Here is a 16,336-nt window from a genome sequence, read left to right on the forward strand (position 1 = left end):
GGCTGACAAAGACTGATTGATCGTCGTATGCTTTTTCATGGGCTCGCCCTCGCTGTCGTTGGCTTCTATAAGAATGCCACCGTGGCGCATAGACGCCTCGGCTTGGGCGAGTCCATCTAATTACAGGGAAGGGAGCCTTATAGCCAGATGGCGTCCCATAGTGGGTATTGGCCAATGTGCTCGACCAAGCCTGCGCGCAAGGGGTTTGCGACGATGTAGCGAGCCATTGCCTTCAAGTCTTCTTCACGGCGCAACGCCCGGTCGAAATAGCCTTTTTGCCAAAGCACTCCGAAGGACTGTCTTGCCTTATTGACTGCACGGGCACTTCGCGATTTGGTTCGCTGCATGAGCCTGGGCAAATCGCCGTTGTGCAATTCCACCAGCCAGTGGAAATGATCGGGCATGACCACCCAGGCTAGTGATGTTGCATCTCCTTCTTCCTGAGCCTTTCTGAATTCGCGGACCAGCAAGCGACCGATAAGCCAGTCTTGAAAAATGTGTTGCCGTTGATGGGTGACAGCCGTTAGCAAGTAGATACGGCCCGATTCTGAATAGCGCCCTTTACGCAGTCGATGAGCATTTTGCTGGGTGGACATTCCTTCGTCCTCTTCTGTGATTGGAAGATAAACGGTAGGAGCCAGCGCGCCAGCGAGGCCTTAAACAGTGGTTCCAGATATGTCTTGCCGTTGTAGGAGCGAGCTTGCTCGCGAAAAACGAATAGTCACCCCGGTCCACCTGATAGCACTGCGTCATCGTTGACGATTTTCGCGAGCAAGCTCGCTCCTACAAGAAGTCGGTGTAGAATCGGCCCTATTCATCGCCAGTCATCCCCCGGCGGGTTTATGAGCTCGAGGCCCAAGCAAGCGGCGATCCCGCGACGCGAGTGGCAACTTCCGGACACACGGCCATTTTCTGAGTGTTCCAGTCGTCAATTAGAAGCTCACTCCCCTTTAGTACTTGATTAGCCGCCCGGAGTGCTCCAATGCCTGATTACCGCTCGAAAACATCCACTCACGGCCGCAACATGGCCGGTGCGCGCGCGCTGTGGCGTGCCACGGGGATGAAAGATGACGACTTCAAGAAGCCGATCATCGCGATTGCCAACTCCTTTACCCAGTTCGTACCGGGCCACGTCCACCTCAAGGACCTCGGCCAACTGGTCGCCCGCGAAATCGAACGCGCCGGTGGCGTAGCAAAAGAATTCAACACCATCGCCGTGGACGACGGTATCGCCATGGGCCATGACGGCATGCTGTATTCCCTGCCGAGCCGCGAGATCATCGCCGACTCCGTGGAGTACATGGTCAACGCCCACTGCGCCGACGCCATCGTGTGCATTTCCAACTGCGACAAGATCACCCCCGGCATGTTGATGGCCGCCTTGCGCCTGAACATCCCGGTGATCTTCGTCTCCGGCGGGCCGATGGAAGCCGGCAAGACCAAGCTCGCCTCCCACGGCCTCGACCTGGTCGACGCCATGGTGATCGCCGCCGATTCCAGCGCTTCTGACGAGAAGGTCGCCGAATACGAGCGCAGCGCCTGCCCGACTTGTGGTTCGTGCTCCGGCATGTTCACCGCCAACTCGATGAACTGCCTGGTGGAAGCCCTGGGGCTCGCCTTGCCGGGCAACGGTTCCACACTGGCCACTCACAGCGACCGTGAGCAGTTGTTCCTGCAGGCCGGCCGTACCATCGTCGAGCTGTGCAAGCGTTACTACGGCGAGAACGATGAGTCGGTGTTGCCGCGCAATATCGCCAACTTCAAGGCGTTCGAAAACGCCATGACCCTGGACATCGCCATGGGCGGTTCCACCAACACCATCCTGCACCTGCTGGCCGCCGCCCAGGAAGCCGAGATCGATTTCGACCTGCGCGACATCGACCGCCTGTCCCGTCACGTGCCGCAACTGTGCAAGGTCGCGCCGAACATCCAGAAGTACCACATGGAAGACGTGCACCGCGCCGGCGGGATCTTCTCGATCCTCGGTTCCCTGGCCCGTGGTGGCCTGCTGCACACTGACCTGCCGACCGTGCACAGCAAGTCCATCGCCGAAGGCATCGCCAAGTGGGACATCACCCAGACCGACGACGAAGCCGTGCACACCTTCTTCAAGGCCGGCCCGGCCGGTATCCCGACGCAGACGGCGTTCAGCCAGTCGACCCGTTGGGACACCCTGGATGACGACCGTGAAAACGGCTGCATCCGCAGTGTCGAGCACGCCTACTCGCAAGAAGGCGGCCTGGCCGTTCTGTACGGCAACATCGCCCTCGACGGCTGTGTGGTCAAAACGGCAGGCGTGGATGAGTCCATCCACGTCTTCGAAGGCCGCGCCAAGATCTACGAAAGCCAGGACAGCTCGGTACGCGGCATCCTCGCGGACGAAGTCAAGGAAGGCGATATCGTGATCATCCGCTACGAAGGCCCTAAAGGCGGCCCGGGTATGCAGGAGATGCTTTACCCCACGTCCTACCTGAAATCCAAAGGCCTGGGCAAAGCCTGCGCCCTGCTGACCGACGGCCGTTTCTCCGGCGGCACGTCGGGCCTGTCCATCGGCCACGCTTCGCCGGAAGCTGCTGCCGGTGGCGCGATTGGCCTGGTGCAGGATGGCGACAAGGTGCTGATCGACATCCCGAACCGCTCGATCAACCTGTTGATCAGCGATGAAGAACTGGCAGCACGCCGCGTTGAGCAGGACAAGAAAGGCTGGAAGCCAGTGGAGAAGCGCCCGCGCAAAGTCACCACCGCATTGAAGGCCTACGCGTTGTTGGCCACCAGTGCCGACAAAGGTGCGGTACGCAACAAAGCCATGCTCGACGGCCTGTAAGCCCCGTGCATAAAAAAGCCCCGCCAGGTGCGGGGCATTTTTATGCCTGGCCAAAACCTCCACAACACCGAGGATCAACTGTGGGAGCTGGCTTGCCTGCGATAGCTATAGGCCTGCCGGTGAGTTCTTGTTTGGCACACCGCCATTGCGGGCGAGCCAGCCCCCGCATTGGATATAGGTAATCTCTTAGAACTGTGGGGTATAGGTCATGGTGAACATCACATTGCGTGGGTCCCCGTAGTAGTTGCTGCCCCAGTTCGCGTTGTAGGCCGGGATGTAATACTTCTTGTCGAACATGTTGTTCAGGTTTGCCGCCACGGTGAATTCCTGGTTGATCTTGTAGGCCACCCGCGAATCCCACAATGCATTGCCCGGCACGCTGAACGTACGGTCATAGGCTTCGGTGCTGCTTTGCGCGGTCACACCGGCACCCACGCTCCAATGTTGCCAATCGCCCGGCAACTGGTAATCACCCCAGACCTTGAGCAAGTGCTTGGGGGTCCAAGTGCTGAAAATCTTGCCTTCGTAGGTGTCGTCCTTGAGGAATTCAGTGGTGTTGTAGGTGTAGCTGGAGGCCAGTTGCAGGCCTGGCAGCACCTCACCACTGAGTGTGGCTTCAAAGCCTTGGCTGCGGACCTTGCCAGAGGCGACCGAGCAGTACCAACCATTGCAGTTCATTGGCCCTTGCAGGTCCTGCACGCTACGGTTTTCCTGATCGTAACGGAAGATCGCAAACGAGGTATTGAGGCGCCCGTCAGCCAGCTCTCCCTTGATGCCCAACTCGTAGTTTTTGCCCTCGATAGGCTTGAGCAGGGAGCCGGAGGTGGTCAGGTTGGTTTGCGGCTCAAAGGCATCGGCATAGCTGGCGTAGGCCGACCACTGCTCGTTGAGCGCATAGACCAGGCCGGCGTAGGGCGTAACCTTGCCATTGGACTGGGTGGTATTGTCTTGCGGGGCACCATATGTGCCTTTGAAACCACTCTGGCCAATGTAGGAATAGTCATACCAACTGGTACGCGCACCGACGATCAACGTCAGCGGGTCTAGGACTTTCACACGCCAGGTACCATAGATGCCTTTCTGGCGAATGTCATACCAGCTCTTCGAGGCGGCACCCTCTTGGAACAATTGGTACTTGTCGCGCTGTGGGCGGTTGTGGTCGATGTTGAAGATATCCGCGCCGGGGTTTGAAGCCCGTGCCCACTGGTCGTCGGTGGTGAGCTTGGAATAGTTGGCGCCCAGCACCACTTCCTGCTGGAAGCCCAGCCCCTCAAACTTGCCGTTTACATACACATCCGCGCCGCGGCTCTTGGTATTGAAGTCGGTGATCCAATCTACATAGGGCACAGCGCCACCGCCGACGGGTACCGTGTCCCACGTCGCCTGGTAGGTTGCGTCGTTGTGCTCATCCATGGCTACCAGTGCGGCTTTCACTTTCCAGTTATCGTTGAAGCGGTGCTCGATGTCGGCAAACACCTGAGTCTGATTGTTGACGCTGCGGTTCCAACTGGCGCCGACAAATGTCGAACGCGGCAGACCGATATCACTGCCGTCGGCATAACGGGGCAACGACATGAAGTTGGGGCGCGAATGGCCCTTCTGGTTACTGATGCCCAGGCCGACGGTGGTGTCGGGAGTGAAATCGTAGTCGACGGCGCCATAAACCGTCTGGTTCCAGCCGCCCGCATAGTCGACGAAGGAATCGGTGGTGTCGTAATCCGCCACGAAGCGTCCGCGCAAGGTGCCTGCGGCGTTCAGCGGGCCACCGACATCGACCTGAGTGCCGTAGTGGTCCCATGAGCCAGCCTTGGCGGTAATGGTCGCCGTCGGCGCTTGCTGCCCGCGCTTGCGCACCAGGTTCATGGTGCCGCCGGGGCTGTTGGCACCTTGCAGCAAGGCGGCCGGGCCGCGCAGCGTCTCGACGCGGTCGTAAATGGCCATGTTTTCGGTGAGATAGCTGCCCAAGGTGTAAGTGTTACGTGGAATCCCCACACCGTCGTATTGCAGGGTGCCAACCTCGAAGCCACGGGAGAAGATGAACATACCGGAGCCGGGAGACTTGGTCGCTGTCAGGCCGGGCGTGCGCTTGACCACTTCAGAGAGCTTGGTGGTGTTCTGATCATCCATCTGCTTGCGGGTCATGACGCTGACCGACTGCGGGATGTCCTTGAGTTTTTGCTCGCCCTTGCCCAGGGTCACGGCCCCCGTGGTGTACGAGCCCGTGCCTTCGGTGGTGACGCCCAGGCGTTCGGCCGTGATGGTGGTGGCGCCCACTTCCAGGGCTGAACCTGGTACCACACGTTTTTCCAGGGTGACGGTATCGGCATTGATAAACGCCGCGCTCAGTCCCGTGCCGCCGAGCAGTTGCCCCAAGGCTTCACGCTGCCCCAGGTTGCCCTTCACACCCGGCGATATCACCCCCTGGGTCAACTCCCCATTCACTAGCACCTGAACCCGCGTCACCGCCGAGAACGCCGCCAGCGCAGCGTCCAGGCCCTGCCCGGGAATATCGAAGCGGTAGGTCTGGGCCTGGTTGGCCTCAGCGGCCTGCAGGTACGACGGCGCGATACAGCTAGCCAAGGAAATGGCCAAGGCCAGCAAGGGCCGTGTGGCGAATCGGTGTGCCATGAATGGTGCTCCCCGGTACAAAAGTCTGTGATCGGCGCCGCACTACTTGAGAGTGCTTACTATTTACGCCTCAGTGATCAAGGACGATGGCTTGCGGGGAAACCCTGAAAATATTTTGAGAAATTGCCGTCAGGACGCATTGCCTTCACGCAACACCAGCAAATACGGGGTGTAGTGCTCGGCACGCAGGTTGAGGGTGTATTCCAACGCCTTGAGCACGGCATCGGGTTTGTCGATTTCGAACACGCCGGACACTACCCGACTGCGCAACGCATCACCGAGCACCAGCGTCTTGCCGGGCCAGTAACGGTTCAGTTCAGAGACCACCACCGACAAAGGTTGCTGACGGAACACCAGTTGCCGCTGACGCCAGGCAAAGCCGCTGGCCGGGTCGAAACCGTGGACGTGTGCAAGGTGCCGGTCCTGATACTCCACGGCCCGCCCCGGTTCCAGATAGACCGGCGTGCCGCTCCCTGCACTGACTTCAACCTTGCCCTGCGCCACCTGCACACGCGTCTGGTCATCACGCCGCGCCACACTGAACTGGGTGCCGACCACTCGCACCCAGCCGTCGCCCGACTGCACCACGAAGGGCCGTGCGGGGTCCTTGGTCACATCGAAGAAACCTTCGCCACGCAGCAAACGAATCTGCCGCTCACCCGCACTCATGCGGATTTGCACCGCACTGTCGGTGTTGAGTTGAAGGTGGGAACCATCGGCCAGTTCAATGCTGCGCGACTCGCCAGTGCCAGTGGCGTAGTCGGCGCGCAAGCGGTCAAGCCAGGGAGTGTTCTGCACGGTCAGGCCCACGGCCAGCAACACGGCAGCCGCATACGCCCAGCGCCGCAGCGGTGTACGCCAGGTGGCCTGCTCGGCACGGCGAATGACGCGCGCCGGCTCACGCAGGCCGCCGAGCATCGCCTGCACTTCCTGCCAGGCATCATCCTGCGCCTGGCCCTGACCGAGCCACGCAGCAAAGGCGTCCATTTCAGCCGGGGTCAAGTCCTCGGCGTGCAGGCGGAAATACCAGCCGGACGCCTCTTCGAACAACACATCAGCAGTAGGCAGGGCAGTCATTACCGACGTCCTTGTGCATCGCAGGCTAGGCGCGTCTTGATGTACCCACGGCATTCAATCAAGGCGCGACGCAATTGGTATTCCACACTGCGCGGGCTGATCGACAGGCGTTCGCCAATCTCGCGGTAGGAAAGCTCGTCGACATGATAGAGCAGGAAGATCTGCCGAGTCGCCTCGGGCAGGCCCAGGATCGCATCCTGCATCAGTTGCTCCTGCTGATAGGCGGCCAGTTGTTCGTCGGCACCGGGGTTGCTGCAGGGCAGTTCTTCGCTCGGTGCGCCGGCATCCAGACGCTCGCGGCGGATAGCCTGGCGCTGGTGGTCGCGCACCAGGTTGCTGGCAATGGTGAAGAGGAACGCGGGTAGGTTATCGATCTTCTCGCCGGACTCCAGGCGCGCCAGGCGCAGGAAGGATTCCTGGGTCAGGTCGGCAGCCACCTGGGCGCTGCCGGTGCGGCGCGTGACGAAGGCTTCGAGGGCTTTCTTCTGCTCCGCGAACAGGCGCGCGATCTGCGTATTCCAGGAGGACACAGCACTACCTTGAGAAGAACGGACGGTTCAGGGAGTGCGCACGCTAGCAAAGAATGAGATTAGTTCGCAATTGATATCTATTTTGCCTTTGAGTCTGCGGTGTTCTTAAGACCGCCTTCGCGGGCAAGCCCACAGTTGACCGCGCCCAACATGAGAATGCGGTCGACGGTGGAAGCTGGCTTGTCTGCGATGCAGTGACTCGGTCTTACTGGATCTCTTCCGGCTTGACGATCACCCAGTTCTTGTCCGCCGTCACCGGCAGCCCTTCCTTGGCTTGCGCCGCCGCGTGCTTGGCGATCATGCCGTTGAGTTGGGTCATGTACTTGTCTTTGCGGTTGATCCACAGGTGGACGCCGCCCTTGGCCACGTCAACGTCGTGGAACAGCATGTAGCCGTCGCTGGTCGGTGTGTCACCGCCGACAATCACTGGTTTTTTCCATTCGTCGATGTAGGTGAGGATCGCCGCGTGCTTGCCGGCCATCCAGGTCGCCGGGGTCCACAGGTAGGGGGTCAGTTCCAGGCCGAGGTTGCTCTTCTCGTCATACTTGCCGGCAGTGATCTGTTTGCGTGCGGTGGTCAGCTCGCCGGTCTTGCGGTCCTTGAGCATCGTGGTCACGCCGATGACGTTCTCGGGTTTGACGTTGTAGCCGTACTTCGGATCAGCCGCGACCATGCGCACCAGCTCCTCGGACGCGGCGGTCATCACATAGACCTCGATGCCGTTTTCCATCAGTTTGTTGTACAGCTCGGCCTGGCCGGTGAAGACTTTCGGCGGCTGTACCTCGGATTTTTTCACCACGTCGCCTTCGAAATAGCTGACCGGCACGGGCTTGCCGGAGGCCATCAGTTCGTCGACCTGCACTTTGAGTTCCTTGAGGGTGAAGCCGGAAAAAATCTGCGCAACCCAGGGGTAGCAGACCATGTCGTCGACTTCGCACAGGCGATAGTAGTAGCTGAACAGACTTTCCTTGTGGTCGGCGGTGTCTTTGAAGGGGATAAGCTTGAGCGAAGGGTCCATGGTTTCGCGGGTGATCAGGCCCTTGTTTTCCATGAATGGCAGCAAGGACTCTTCAAGGTCGTAGCGGTAGCTGGTGTTGTCCATGTCGAACACCGCGTAGTTACCCTTGTTGGCGTTGGCGGCGATCATTTCGTTGAGTTGTTTGGCGGCAGGTGCCGGCCAGTGTTTCAACTCGGTGGCGGCAAACGCCTGGCTGGCGAGCCCGAGGCAAAAGGCGGCGGATACCAATAGTTTCGGCGCGAGCTTCATAGGCGTTGTCTCCCTCAAGTGAAAGACATCGACGCTAACAAATCCGTATGACAGTTATCGTCCGAGCGCGACCGCTGACGTCGCGATTGCGCCAAGCGCATACGCCTGGGCGTCAAACGCTTATTCCAAAAACGACAGTCACCATTCCATATTGGTATTAAATCAATATATTTCAAGCTGTTAGGCTTCCCGGTTCGCAATCGCAGGCTCACGCGATTGGCTGCCTTCTCAACGGAGCTTCAATGAATCTGCCCCTGATTCTCAATTTATTGGTGTTCGTGGCCCTGTTGCTGGGCCTGGCACAAACCCGCCGTACCCACTGGAGCCTGGCCAAGAAGGTGCTGTTCGCCCTGGTGCTGGGCGTGCTGTTCGGTGCGGCGTTGCATACGATCTACGGCGACGGCAACCCGGTGCTCAAAGCTTCGATCGGCTGGTTTGACCTGGTCGGCAACGGCTATGTGCAGCTGCTGCAAATGATCGTGATCCCGCTGGTGTTCGCCTCGATCCTCAGTGCCGTGGCGCGCCTGCACAACGCCTCGTCCCTGGGCAAGATCAGCTTCCTGACCATCGGCACGCTGCTGTTCACCACGGCCATCGCGGCCCTGATCGGCATCGGCCTGACCAACCTGTTCGGCCTCACTGCCGAAGGCCTGGTGGCCGGCACCCAGGAAATGGCGCGCCTGCAAGTGATCCAGAGTGATTACGCGGGCAAGGTTGCCGACCTGAATATCCCGCAGTTGCTGCTGTCGTTCGTACCGGCCAACCCATTCGCCGACCTGGCCCGGGCCAAACCGACGTCGATCATCAGCGTGGTGATTTTCGCCGCGTTCCTTGGGGTTGCCGCGCTGCAACTGCTCAAGGACGACGTGGAAAAAGGCCAGAAAGTCCTCAACGCCATCGACACCCTGCAAGCCTGGGTGATGCGCCTGGTGCGCCTGGTGATGAAGCTGACCCCCTACGGTGTGCTGGCGCTGATGACCAAAGTGGTCGCCGGTTCCAACCTGCAAGACATCATCAAGCTGGGCAGTTTCGTGGTGGTGTCGTACCTGGCCCTGGGCCTGATGTTCGTGGTGCACGGCCTGCTGCTGTCCTTGGCCGGGATCAACCCGCTGCGCTTCTTCCGCAAGGTGTGGCCGGTGCTGACCTTCGCCTTCACCAGCCGCTCCAGCGCTGCAAGCATCCCGCTGAGCATTGAAGCGCAGACCCGTCGCCTGGGCATCCCGCAATCCATCGCCGGCTTCGCCGCCTCGTTTGGCGCGACCGTCGGCCAGAACGGTTGTGCCGGTCTTTACCCTGCGATGTTGGCGGTGATGGTCGCGCCGACTGTGGGCATCAACCCGTTGGACCCGCTGTGGATCGCGACCCTGGTGGCAATTGTGACCTTGAGTTCGGCGGGCGTTGCCGGCGTCGGCGGCGGTGCGACCTTTGCCGCGCTGATCGTGCTGCCGGCCATGGGCTTGCCGGTGTCACTGGTGGCACTGCTGATTTCGGTGGAGCCACTGATCGATATGGGCCGTACGGCGTTGAACGTCAATGGTTCGATGACGGCGGGGGCGATTACCAGCCAGATCATGGGGCAGACGGATAAAGCGTTGCTGGATGCCGATGAGCATGCCGAGTTAGCGCAGGTCTGATAGACCGCTATCGCAGGCAAGCCAGCTCCCACATTTAATGTATTCACACATCAAACTGTGGGAGCTGGCTTGCCTGCGATGCTTTTAGGCTTTTTCCCACACCTCGAAGTTGTAGGCCGGCTTATCACCTTCAGCCGGATTCTCGACATTCGACACCAGCTTCCACTGATTCATATCAAACTCTGGAAACCACGCATCCCCTTCCGGGCTCAGCGCCACGCGGGTCAGGTACAAGCGATCGGCCTGTTCCAGCCCCTGCGCATACAACTGCGCGCCGCCGATCAGCATCAGCTCCTCCACGCCTTGCGCCTTGGCCCACTCCTCAGCGCGCTCGACCGCTGCACCCAGTGACGGAAAAACTTCCGCACCTTCCAGCACAAGATCGGTCTGACGGCTGACCACCAGGTTCAAGCGCCCCGGCAGCGGTCGGCCCAGGGAATCCCAGGTCTTGCGCCCCATGATGATCGGCTTGCCAAGGGTGGTGGCTTTGAAATATTTGAAATCCCCCGGCAAATGCCAGGGCATGCTGTTGTCGACGCCGATCACACGGTTTTCACCGAGGGCTGCGATCAGGCTTAAAGGGAGAGTTTTTTTCATGGCGACGAGAATACCAGAGCGGCGAGCCAGCGGTTATGCTCCAACCTCATCAACACGACAGGACGGCGCGTGACTGCACTGAACCCGCTGCACAGACTTTGGCTGACAGAAACCGTGCGCCTGCGGGAAGAACACGCCGGCCCCCTGGAAGACCTGGAAGCCAACCGCTTGGCCCGCACCGCCGGGGGCGACCTGGCCACGCGCATCCAGCAGCGTGCGCTGCACCTGGCCGAGCGCGATGGTTTGGCCGCCGCGCTCAGCCGCTGGCTGCAAGGCGCACGCCTGGCGCTGTTGTTACTGGCGGCGGTCGCCGTCATCAGCGGCGCCGGTTTGGCGTTCGCCGCGCTGGGTAATGGCCTGGCCCCGGTGAATGTGTTCTGGGCCTTGGGCAGCCTGCTCGGCCTGAACCTGATCTTGCTGATCAGTTGGGCCCTGGGCCTGCTGTTTGCCGGCGAACACAGCGCCAGCCTTGGCCGGCTGTGGTTGTGGCTCAGCGAGAAACTGGCCCGTGACGCCAAGGCCGCACAGTTGGCACCCGCGCTGCTGCTGTTGTTGCAACGGCAAAAACTCAATCGCTGGGCGGTGGGTGTGCTGGTCAACAGCTTATGGCTGCTGGCCTTGCTCAGCGCCCTGGTGATCCTGCTGACCCTGCTCGCCACCCGCCGCTATGGGTTTGTGTGGGAAACCACCATTCTCGGCGCCGATACCTTTGTCGCCGTGACCCAGGCCCTCGGCACACTCCCGGCTCTGCTCGGTTTCAATGTGCCCACCGTGGAGATGATCCGCGCCAGCGGCGACTCCGCGCTGAATATCGAAAGCGCCCGCCAGGCCTGGGCGGCCTGGCTGGTGGGCGTGTTGCTGGTCTACGGCCTGCTGCCGCGGTTGATCCTTGCCTTGCTGTGCCTGTGGCGATGGAAACGCGGGCGCGCAGCGTTGCACCTGGACCTCAACCTGCCCGGCTACGCCCAACTGCGCGAACGCCTGATGCCCAGCAGCGAGCGCCTGGGGGTCAACGATGTGGCGCCCGATCACCTGCACTCGATCAGCGGCGGCGCAAGTGAGCTGGAGAGTGATGGCGCCTTGCTGGTCGCCATCGAACTCGACGACCAACACCCTTGGCCCCCCAAACTGCCTGCCAACGTCAAGAACGCCGGCATCCTCGACAGCCGCGAATCACGCAACAAACTGCTGGAGCAACTCAGCCGTTTCCCACCCGCGCGCCTGGCCATCGCCTGTGACCCGCGCCGCTCGCCCGACCGTGGCAGCCTGGCACTGATCGCCGAGCTGGCACGCAGCGCCACCGACACTCGCGTATGGCTGCTGCAGGCACCACCGGGCCAGGCGCTGGACGCCGAGCGCCTGGGCGACTGGCATGCCGCGTTGCAACAGCTTGAAGTGTCGTTTGCTGATTGCGCGCCGCTCACTTGGCTGGAGACAGGTCATGACTAAACCGCTGAAACTCGCCGTGGTCGGCCATACCAACGTGGGCAAAACCTCATTGTTGCGCACCCTCACCCGCGATGTCGGCTTTGGCGAAGTGTCCCATCGCCCCAGCACCACGCGGCACGTGGAAGGTGCACGCCTATCGGTAGATGGCGAAGCTTTGCTGGAGCTGTACGACACTCCCGGCCTGGAAGACGCCATCGCCCTGCTCGATTACCTGGAACGCCTCGACCGCCCCGGCGAACGCCTGGATGGCCCTGCGCGGCTGGCGCGTTTCCTGGAAGGCAGCGAGGCGCGCCAGCGTTTCGAACAGGAAGCCAAGGTGCTGCGCCAGTTGCTGGCCTCCGATGCCGGCCTGTACGTGATCGACGCTCGCGAGCCGGTGCTGGCCAAGTACCGCGACGAACTGCAAGTGCTAGCCAGTTGCGGCAAGCCGTTGTTGCCGGTGCTCAACTTTGTCAGCAGCAGCGACCACCGCGAACCGGACTGGCGCGAAGCCCTGGCCCGCCTCGGCCTGCATGCGCTGGTGCGTTTCGACAGCGTGGCACCGCCCGAAGACGGCGAACGCCGGCTGTATGAAAGCCTGGCCCTGCTGCTGGAAAACTCACGGCCGCAGTTGGAACGCCTGATCCTCGATCAAGAAGCCCAGCGCCAGGCTCGCCAGCAAAGCGCCGCCCGCTTGATCGCCGAACTGTTGATCGACTGCGCGGCCTGCCGTCGCAGTGTGACAACCGAGAATGAGCCCCAAGCCGTCAGCGACTTACGCAAGGCCGTGCGCCAACGCGAACAAAAGTGCGTTGAAGCCCTGCTCAAACTGTTCGGCTTTCGCCCACAGGACGCGGCGGCCAGCGACCTGCCGCTGCTCGACGGTCGCTGGGGCGATGACTTGTTCAACCCCGAAACCCTCAAGCAACTTGGCGTGCGGGTCGGCGGCGGAATAGCTGCCGGAGCCGCTGCCGGTGCTGGCGTGGATCTACTGGTCGGCGGCCTGACCCTTGGCGCCGCGGCCCTGGCAGGCGCTATCGCTGGTGGCGCCCTGCAAACCGCACGCAGCTACGGCAGTCGCCTGCTCGGCAAGATCAAGGGCCAGCGCGAGCTGACCGTCGACGACAGCGTATTGCGCCTGCTCGCCTTGCGCCAACGCCAACTGCTCAAGGCCTTGAACCTGCGCGGCCATGCGGCGATGCACAGCATCAAGGTCGACACGCCCCAGGACAAAACCTGGCGCGAAGGCAAGCTGCCCGATGCATTAAACAAGGCCCGCGCCTATCCACAATGGTCGAGCCTTAATCCGCAGCATAAGCTGAGTCAGACCGAGCGCCAGGAACAGATTCAGACGCTGGCCCGCCAGCTCAGTGACGGCTGAGCGTTATATACATATAGGCTCACTCGTTCTTTTCATACCACTCAAACGCCAGAAAGCTATTGCACAGCGTCCTGAGCAACGCCTTGTCCGCCTTGTCGGCGACCCCGTTTTTATCCACGTCGCTATTAGTAAATGACTCCAGCACGCCATCACCATCCCCGTCATAGCCAGCGGCCAGGTACGTCGCCGTGGACCTTCGGGGTTGACTGCTTTGGTCAAAAAAGCCTAGTTCCACAGCGTTTGGTGGCCCTTTTTTGTTGTAATGCGCGACCAGAACAACCAGTGCGCGCTGTACGCTCTGCCCCCGGTTAAACCAGTTCAGTTTCAGGAAGGCATTAGCAAAGGTCTTAAGCTGCAAGGCGTCGATGAATTGGGCTCGACCCGCAGGAGCGGAGTCGCCAGGGCTCTGAAAGTCCACAACACCGTCCGCGTCAATGTCCAGCGCGAAGGCTTCATGAATCAACTCATCGGCACCGCAGGCGGGTCTTTCATAAAAATGGAGCAATACCGTATCGGCCCTGCCATTACCGCTCCGGTCTTGGGCGGTCGCTTTCAGGTAACGCATAGAAATATCTCAAACATGAACAAGCCCACAGGCTATTCCAAGCTGTGGGCCTTTAAGAGTTCATGGCATCTGCACCTACGGTACGATAAGGCTATATGGGGCGTCATATTTTAACGGTGACATCACGCGCCGCCCCACAACAGGCTGATGTTTCGTTCAGCCATGGCCGGCCCCACGCTCATCCCTACGCCGGTGTGCATCAAGGCAGCGCTGACGCCAGGTGCCGCCTGCACAAACGAAAACGGCCCGGGGCCGCGAGCGCCGTAGACGCCTTGCCAGCGCTCGACCACCTGGATGTTGCACCCCAGGGTCTGCTGCGCCAGCTCGATCATCCAGTCATCAATCTGCTCGGCATTGAAGGGCGTCGGGTCGCTGTCGTAATGGTGGGAGTCGCCGATGATCAGCTCGCCATGGGGCGTGGGGCTGATCAGTAGGTGAATGCCGTGTTCCTGCAGATGTGGTGTTTCGCGCAAGATCTGCGCCTGCACCGCGGCCGCTTCCGGCAGGTCGGCAAAGGCGCCGTAGTGCACGCAACTCAAGCCGGTGAGCAGGGCGTGTTGCAGGTTCAGATTAAGCACCGGCCGCGCACGCAGCATTTGCAGGCGGCAGGTGTGCGGGTTGAGCGGGGCGATGGATTCGGCCAGCAGGGTCTGATAGTCGTGGCCTGAACAGACAACGATCTGCTCCCCGCGAAAGCTGCCGGCCGTGCTGTGCAGCTGGCCCGGCTCTACGTCACGTACCAGCGTGGAAAAGTGAAACTCCACGTTCAAGTGCTGGCTCAGGTAATGGATCAGCGCCGGGATCGCCTCGCGGGAGTACAACTGCTGGTCATCCTTGCCATGCAGGGCGGCGCGGTGATGGCGGAACTGGCCCGCGTACAGGTCGTTCATGGCAGCGCCCTGCAGCAGCTCGACGTTGTAGCCGTGCTCCCGCGCGCGCCCGGCGCAGAAGGCTTCGAGCAGATGTTCTTCGGCTTCGGTACGGGCGAACAGGTAGGAGCCATTGCGCTTGAGCGCCAGGCCCGCCGCTTGCGCCCACTGGCCCCATATTTCGCGGCTTTCCCGCGCCAGGTCCAGCATTGGCCCTGGTGGTTGACCGGTGACCAGTGCCTGGCCGAAGTTGCGCACTGAGGCGCCCAATGGCGTGGCGCTGCGCTCGAACACCTTGACCTTGAGGCCGCGCCTGGCGGCGGCATAGGCGTGGGAGAGGCCGAGGATGCCGGCGCCGACGATCAGTAAATCGCTGTGTTGTGTCATGACATGATGTTCCTGTCCTTGAGGCCGCAATCGCAGGCAAGCCAGCTCCCACACTTGAACGGGTTCACACATCAAAATGTGGGAGCTGGCTTGCCTGCGATGAGGCCATCAGCCCTAACGAAAGCCCTACTGACCGGCTACCTTCTCCGACTTACCGTCATAACGCTTACGCCATTCGGCCAGGATGCTGTCACGGTTCCTGGAAGCCCAGACAAAGTCGTTCTTGATCAACCGTTGCTCATAGTCCGCCGGCAATTCGGTCTGCGGCTTGGCGATACCCGGTTGCGCGAGCACGGCGAAGTTTTCCTTGTACAGGTCCATCGCCGCGGTGCTGGCAGAGAAGTCGGCGAGTTTTTTCGCCGCGTCGGCATGGGCAGTGCCCTTGATCACAGCGGTGGCTTCGATCTCCCAGCCCAGGCCCTCTTTGGGCAGGATGATCTCCAGCGGCGCGCCCTGGCGTTTGAGCTGAACCGCCGGGTATTCGAAGGAAATGCCAATCGGGAACTCACCGGACGCCGCCAGCTTGCACGGCTTGGAGCCGGAGTGAACGTACTGGCCGATGTTCCGGTGCAGGTCGTCCATGTACAGCCAGCCTTGCTTCTCGCCGAACGTCTGGAGCCAGGCGCTGACATCCAGGAAGCCGGTGCCTGAAGACGCCGGGTTAGGCATCACGATCTTGCCCTTGTATTCGGGCTTGGTCAGGTCCTGCCAGCTCACCGGTTTGGTGAGGCCCTGCTTCTCGGCTTCGACGGTGTTGAAGCAGAGGGTGGCGGCCCACACGTCCATGCCCACCCAGGCCGGAGGGTTGGCGGCGTCGCGGTAGTGCTTGCCAATCTTGTCCAGGTCCTTGGGCGCGTAGTTGTCGAGCATGCCTTGCTGATCGAGGATCGCCAGGCTGGAGGCGGCCAGGCCCCACACCACGTCAGCCTGGGGGCGGTCTTTCTCGGCCAGCAGTTTGGCGGTGATGATGCCGGTGGAATCGCGCACCCACTTGATCTCGACGTCGGGGTTGGCCTGTTCGAAAGCTTTTTTGTAGGTCTTCAATTGCTCGGCTTCAAGGGCCGTGTAAACGGTCAACTCGGTCTTGGCGAAGGCATTCAGACTGAATGCCGTGAGGACTGCAGCGACCAGCGCCAGGGGCTTGAACAT

The 16,336-nt window shown here is 61.1% G+C and carries 13 protein-coding genes; 4 read left to right on the plus strand and 9 right to left on the minus strand.

Translation table 11 applies throughout. The features are described 5' to 3' along the window. Positions 1 to 137: 137 nt before the first annotated feature. Positions 138 to 596, minus strand: coding sequence for an REP-associated tyrosine transposase (locus JJD66_RS24125; protein ID WP_198716711.1), 459 nt, complete (start codon positions 594 to 596; stop codon positions 138 to 140). Between the two features lie 386 nt (positions 597 to 982). Between JJD66_RS24125 and ilvD the strand changes: the two genes are divergently transcribed. Next, complete coding sequence (gene ilvD, locus JJD66_RS24130; protein WP_003195159.1) at positions 983 to 2,824, plus strand: dihydroxy-acid dehydratase; 1,842 nt, start codon at positions 983 to 985, stop codon at positions 2,822 to 2,824. A 186-nt stretch (positions 2,825 to 3,010) separates the two neighbouring features. On the opposite strand, the gene JJD66_RS24135 is transcribed toward ilvD, so the two are convergent. From JJD66_RS24135 to JJD66_RS24150, 4 genes are all read right to left on the minus strand, one after another. Further along, positions 3,011 to 5,452, minus strand: a complete 2,442-nt coding sequence (locus JJD66_RS24135; RefSeq protein ID WP_105228873.1) for a TonB-dependent siderophore receptor — start codon at positions 5,450 to 5,452, stop codon at positions 3,011 to 3,013. Positions 5,453 to 5,581: 129 nt separating this feature from the next. Continuing rightward, the gene (locus JJD66_RS24140) at positions 5,582 to 6,529 is read right to left on the minus strand and encodes a FecR family protein (RefSeq protein WP_198716709.1); all 948 of its coding nucleotides are present in this window, start codon (positions 6,527 to 6,529) and stop codon (positions 5,582 to 5,584) included. Next, positions 6,529 to 7,059: an RNA polymerase sigma factor gene (locus tag JJD66_RS24145; protein WP_105228875.1), complete on the minus strand. Its 531-nt coding sequence runs from the start codon at positions 7,057 to 7,059 to the stop codon at positions 6,529 to 6,531. Before JJD66_RS24145 ends, JJD66_RS24140 begins: the two co-directional genes overlap by 1 nt. A gap of 205 nt (positions 7,060 to 7,264) precedes the next feature. Continuing rightward, positions 7,265 to 8,326, minus strand: coding sequence for a phosphorylcholine phosphatase (locus JJD66_RS24150; RefSeq protein WP_105228876.1), 1,062 nt, complete (start codon positions 8,324 to 8,326; stop codon positions 7,265 to 7,267). A 242-nt stretch (positions 8,327 to 8,568) separates the two neighbouring features. Here JJD66_RS24150 and JJD66_RS24155 point away from each other — a divergent pair, with 242 nt between their 5' ends. Beyond that, a complete protein-coding gene (locus JJD66_RS24155; RefSeq protein WP_200649210.1) occupies positions 8,569 to 9,960 on the plus strand; it encodes an L-cystine transporter in 1,392 nt (463 codons plus the stop codon). A gap of 84 nt (positions 9,961 to 10,044) precedes the next feature. On the opposite strand, the gene JJD66_RS24160 is transcribed toward JJD66_RS24155, so the two are convergent. Next, positions 10,045 to 10,557, minus strand: coding sequence for a dihydrofolate reductase (locus tag JJD66_RS24160; protein ID WP_200649211.1), 513 nt, complete (start codon positions 10,555 to 10,557; stop codon positions 10,045 to 10,047). A 69-nt stretch (positions 10,558 to 10,626) separates the two neighbouring features. Between JJD66_RS24160 and JJD66_RS24165 the strand changes: the two genes are divergently transcribed. Then, on the plus strand, positions 10,627 to 12,006 hold the full coding sequence (locus tag JJD66_RS24165; protein ID WP_200649212.1) for a DUF2868 domain-containing protein: 1,380 nt from the start codon (positions 10,627 to 10,629) through the stop codon (positions 12,004 to 12,006). Continuing rightward, complete coding sequence (locus tag JJD66_RS24170) at positions 11,999 to 13,366, plus strand: DUF3482 domain-containing protein (RefSeq protein ID WP_198716706.1); 1,368 nt, start codon at positions 11,999 to 12,001, stop codon at positions 13,364 to 13,366. Before JJD66_RS24165 ends, JJD66_RS24170 begins: the two co-directional genes overlap by 8 nt. A 19-nt stretch (positions 13,367 to 13,385) precedes the next feature. On the opposite strand, the gene JJD66_RS24175 is transcribed toward JJD66_RS24170, so the two are convergent. The 3 genes from JJD66_RS24175 to JJD66_RS24185 form a co-directional block, all read right to left on the minus strand. Further along, the gene (locus tag JJD66_RS24175) at positions 13,386 to 13,931 is read right to left on the minus strand and encodes a hypothetical protein (RefSeq protein WP_200649213.1); all 546 of its coding nucleotides are present in this window, start codon (positions 13,929 to 13,931) and stop codon (positions 13,386 to 13,388) included. 122 nt (positions 13,932 to 14,053) lie between these two features. Beyond that, positions 14,054 to 15,187, minus strand: a complete 1,134-nt coding sequence (locus tag JJD66_RS24180) for a TIGR03364 family FAD-dependent oxidoreductase (RefSeq protein ID WP_198716704.1) — start codon at positions 15,185 to 15,187, stop codon at positions 14,054 to 14,056. 126 nt (positions 15,188 to 15,313) lie between these two features. Beyond that, positions 15,314 to 16,336, minus strand: a complete 1,023-nt coding sequence (locus JJD66_RS24185) for a putative 2-aminoethylphosphonate ABC transporter substrate-binding protein (RefSeq protein ID WP_105228880.1) — start codon at positions 16,334 to 16,336, stop codon at positions 15,314 to 15,316.

The organism is Pseudomonas sp. MF6751 (assembly GCF_016613265.1).
GTDB lineage: Bacteria > Pseudomonadota > Gammaproteobacteria > Pseudomonadales > Pseudomonadaceae > Aquipseudomonas > Aquipseudomonas fluorescens_BV.

What these genes read in the sequence shown, in the direction of transcription:
- JJD66_RS24125 (WP_198716711.1), bottom strand. Translation starts at nt 596, where the DNA reads ATGTCCACCCAGCAAAATGCTCATCGACTGCGTAAAGGGCGCTATTCA.
- ilvD (WP_003195159.1), top strand. Translation starts at nt 983, where the DNA reads ATGCCTGATTACCGCTCGAAAACATCCACTCACGGCCGCAACATGGCC.
- JJD66_RS24135 (WP_105228873.1), bottom strand. Translation starts at nt 5,452, where the DNA reads ATGGCACACCGATTCGCCACACGGCCCTTGCTGGCCTTGGCCATTTCC.
- JJD66_RS24140 (WP_198716709.1), bottom strand. Translation starts at nt 6,529, where the DNA reads ATGACTGCCCTGCCTACTGCTGATGTGTTGTTCGAAGAGGCGTCCGGC.
- JJD66_RS24150 (WP_105228876.1), bottom strand. Translation starts at nt 8,326, where the DNA reads ATGAAGCTCGCGCCGAAACTATTGGTATCCGCCGCCTTTTGCCTCGGG.
- JJD66_RS24155 (WP_200649210.1), top strand. Translation starts at nt 8,569, where the DNA reads ATGAATCTGCCCCTGATTCTCAATTTATTGGTGTTCGTGGCCCTGTTG.
- JJD66_RS24160 (WP_200649211.1), bottom strand. Translation starts at nt 10,557, where the DNA reads ATGAAAAAAACTCTCCCTTTAAGCCTGATCGCAGCCCTCGGTGAAAAC.
- JJD66_RS24170 (WP_198716706.1), top strand. Translation starts at nt 11,999, where the DNA reads ATGACTAAACCGCTGAAACTCGCCGTGGTCGGCCATACCAACGTGGGC.
- JJD66_RS24175 (WP_200649213.1), bottom strand. Translation starts at nt 13,931, where the DNA reads ATGCGTTACCTGAAAGCGACCGCCCAAGACCGGAGCGGTAATGGCAGG.
- JJD66_RS24180 (WP_198716704.1), bottom strand. Translation starts at nt 15,187, where the DNA reads ATGACACAACACAGCGATTTACTGATCGTCGGCGCCGGCATCCTCGGC.
- JJD66_RS24185 (WP_105228880.1), bottom strand. Translation starts at nt 16,336, where the DNA reads ATGTTCAAGCCCCTGGCGCTGGTCGCTGCAGTCCTCACGGCATTCAGT.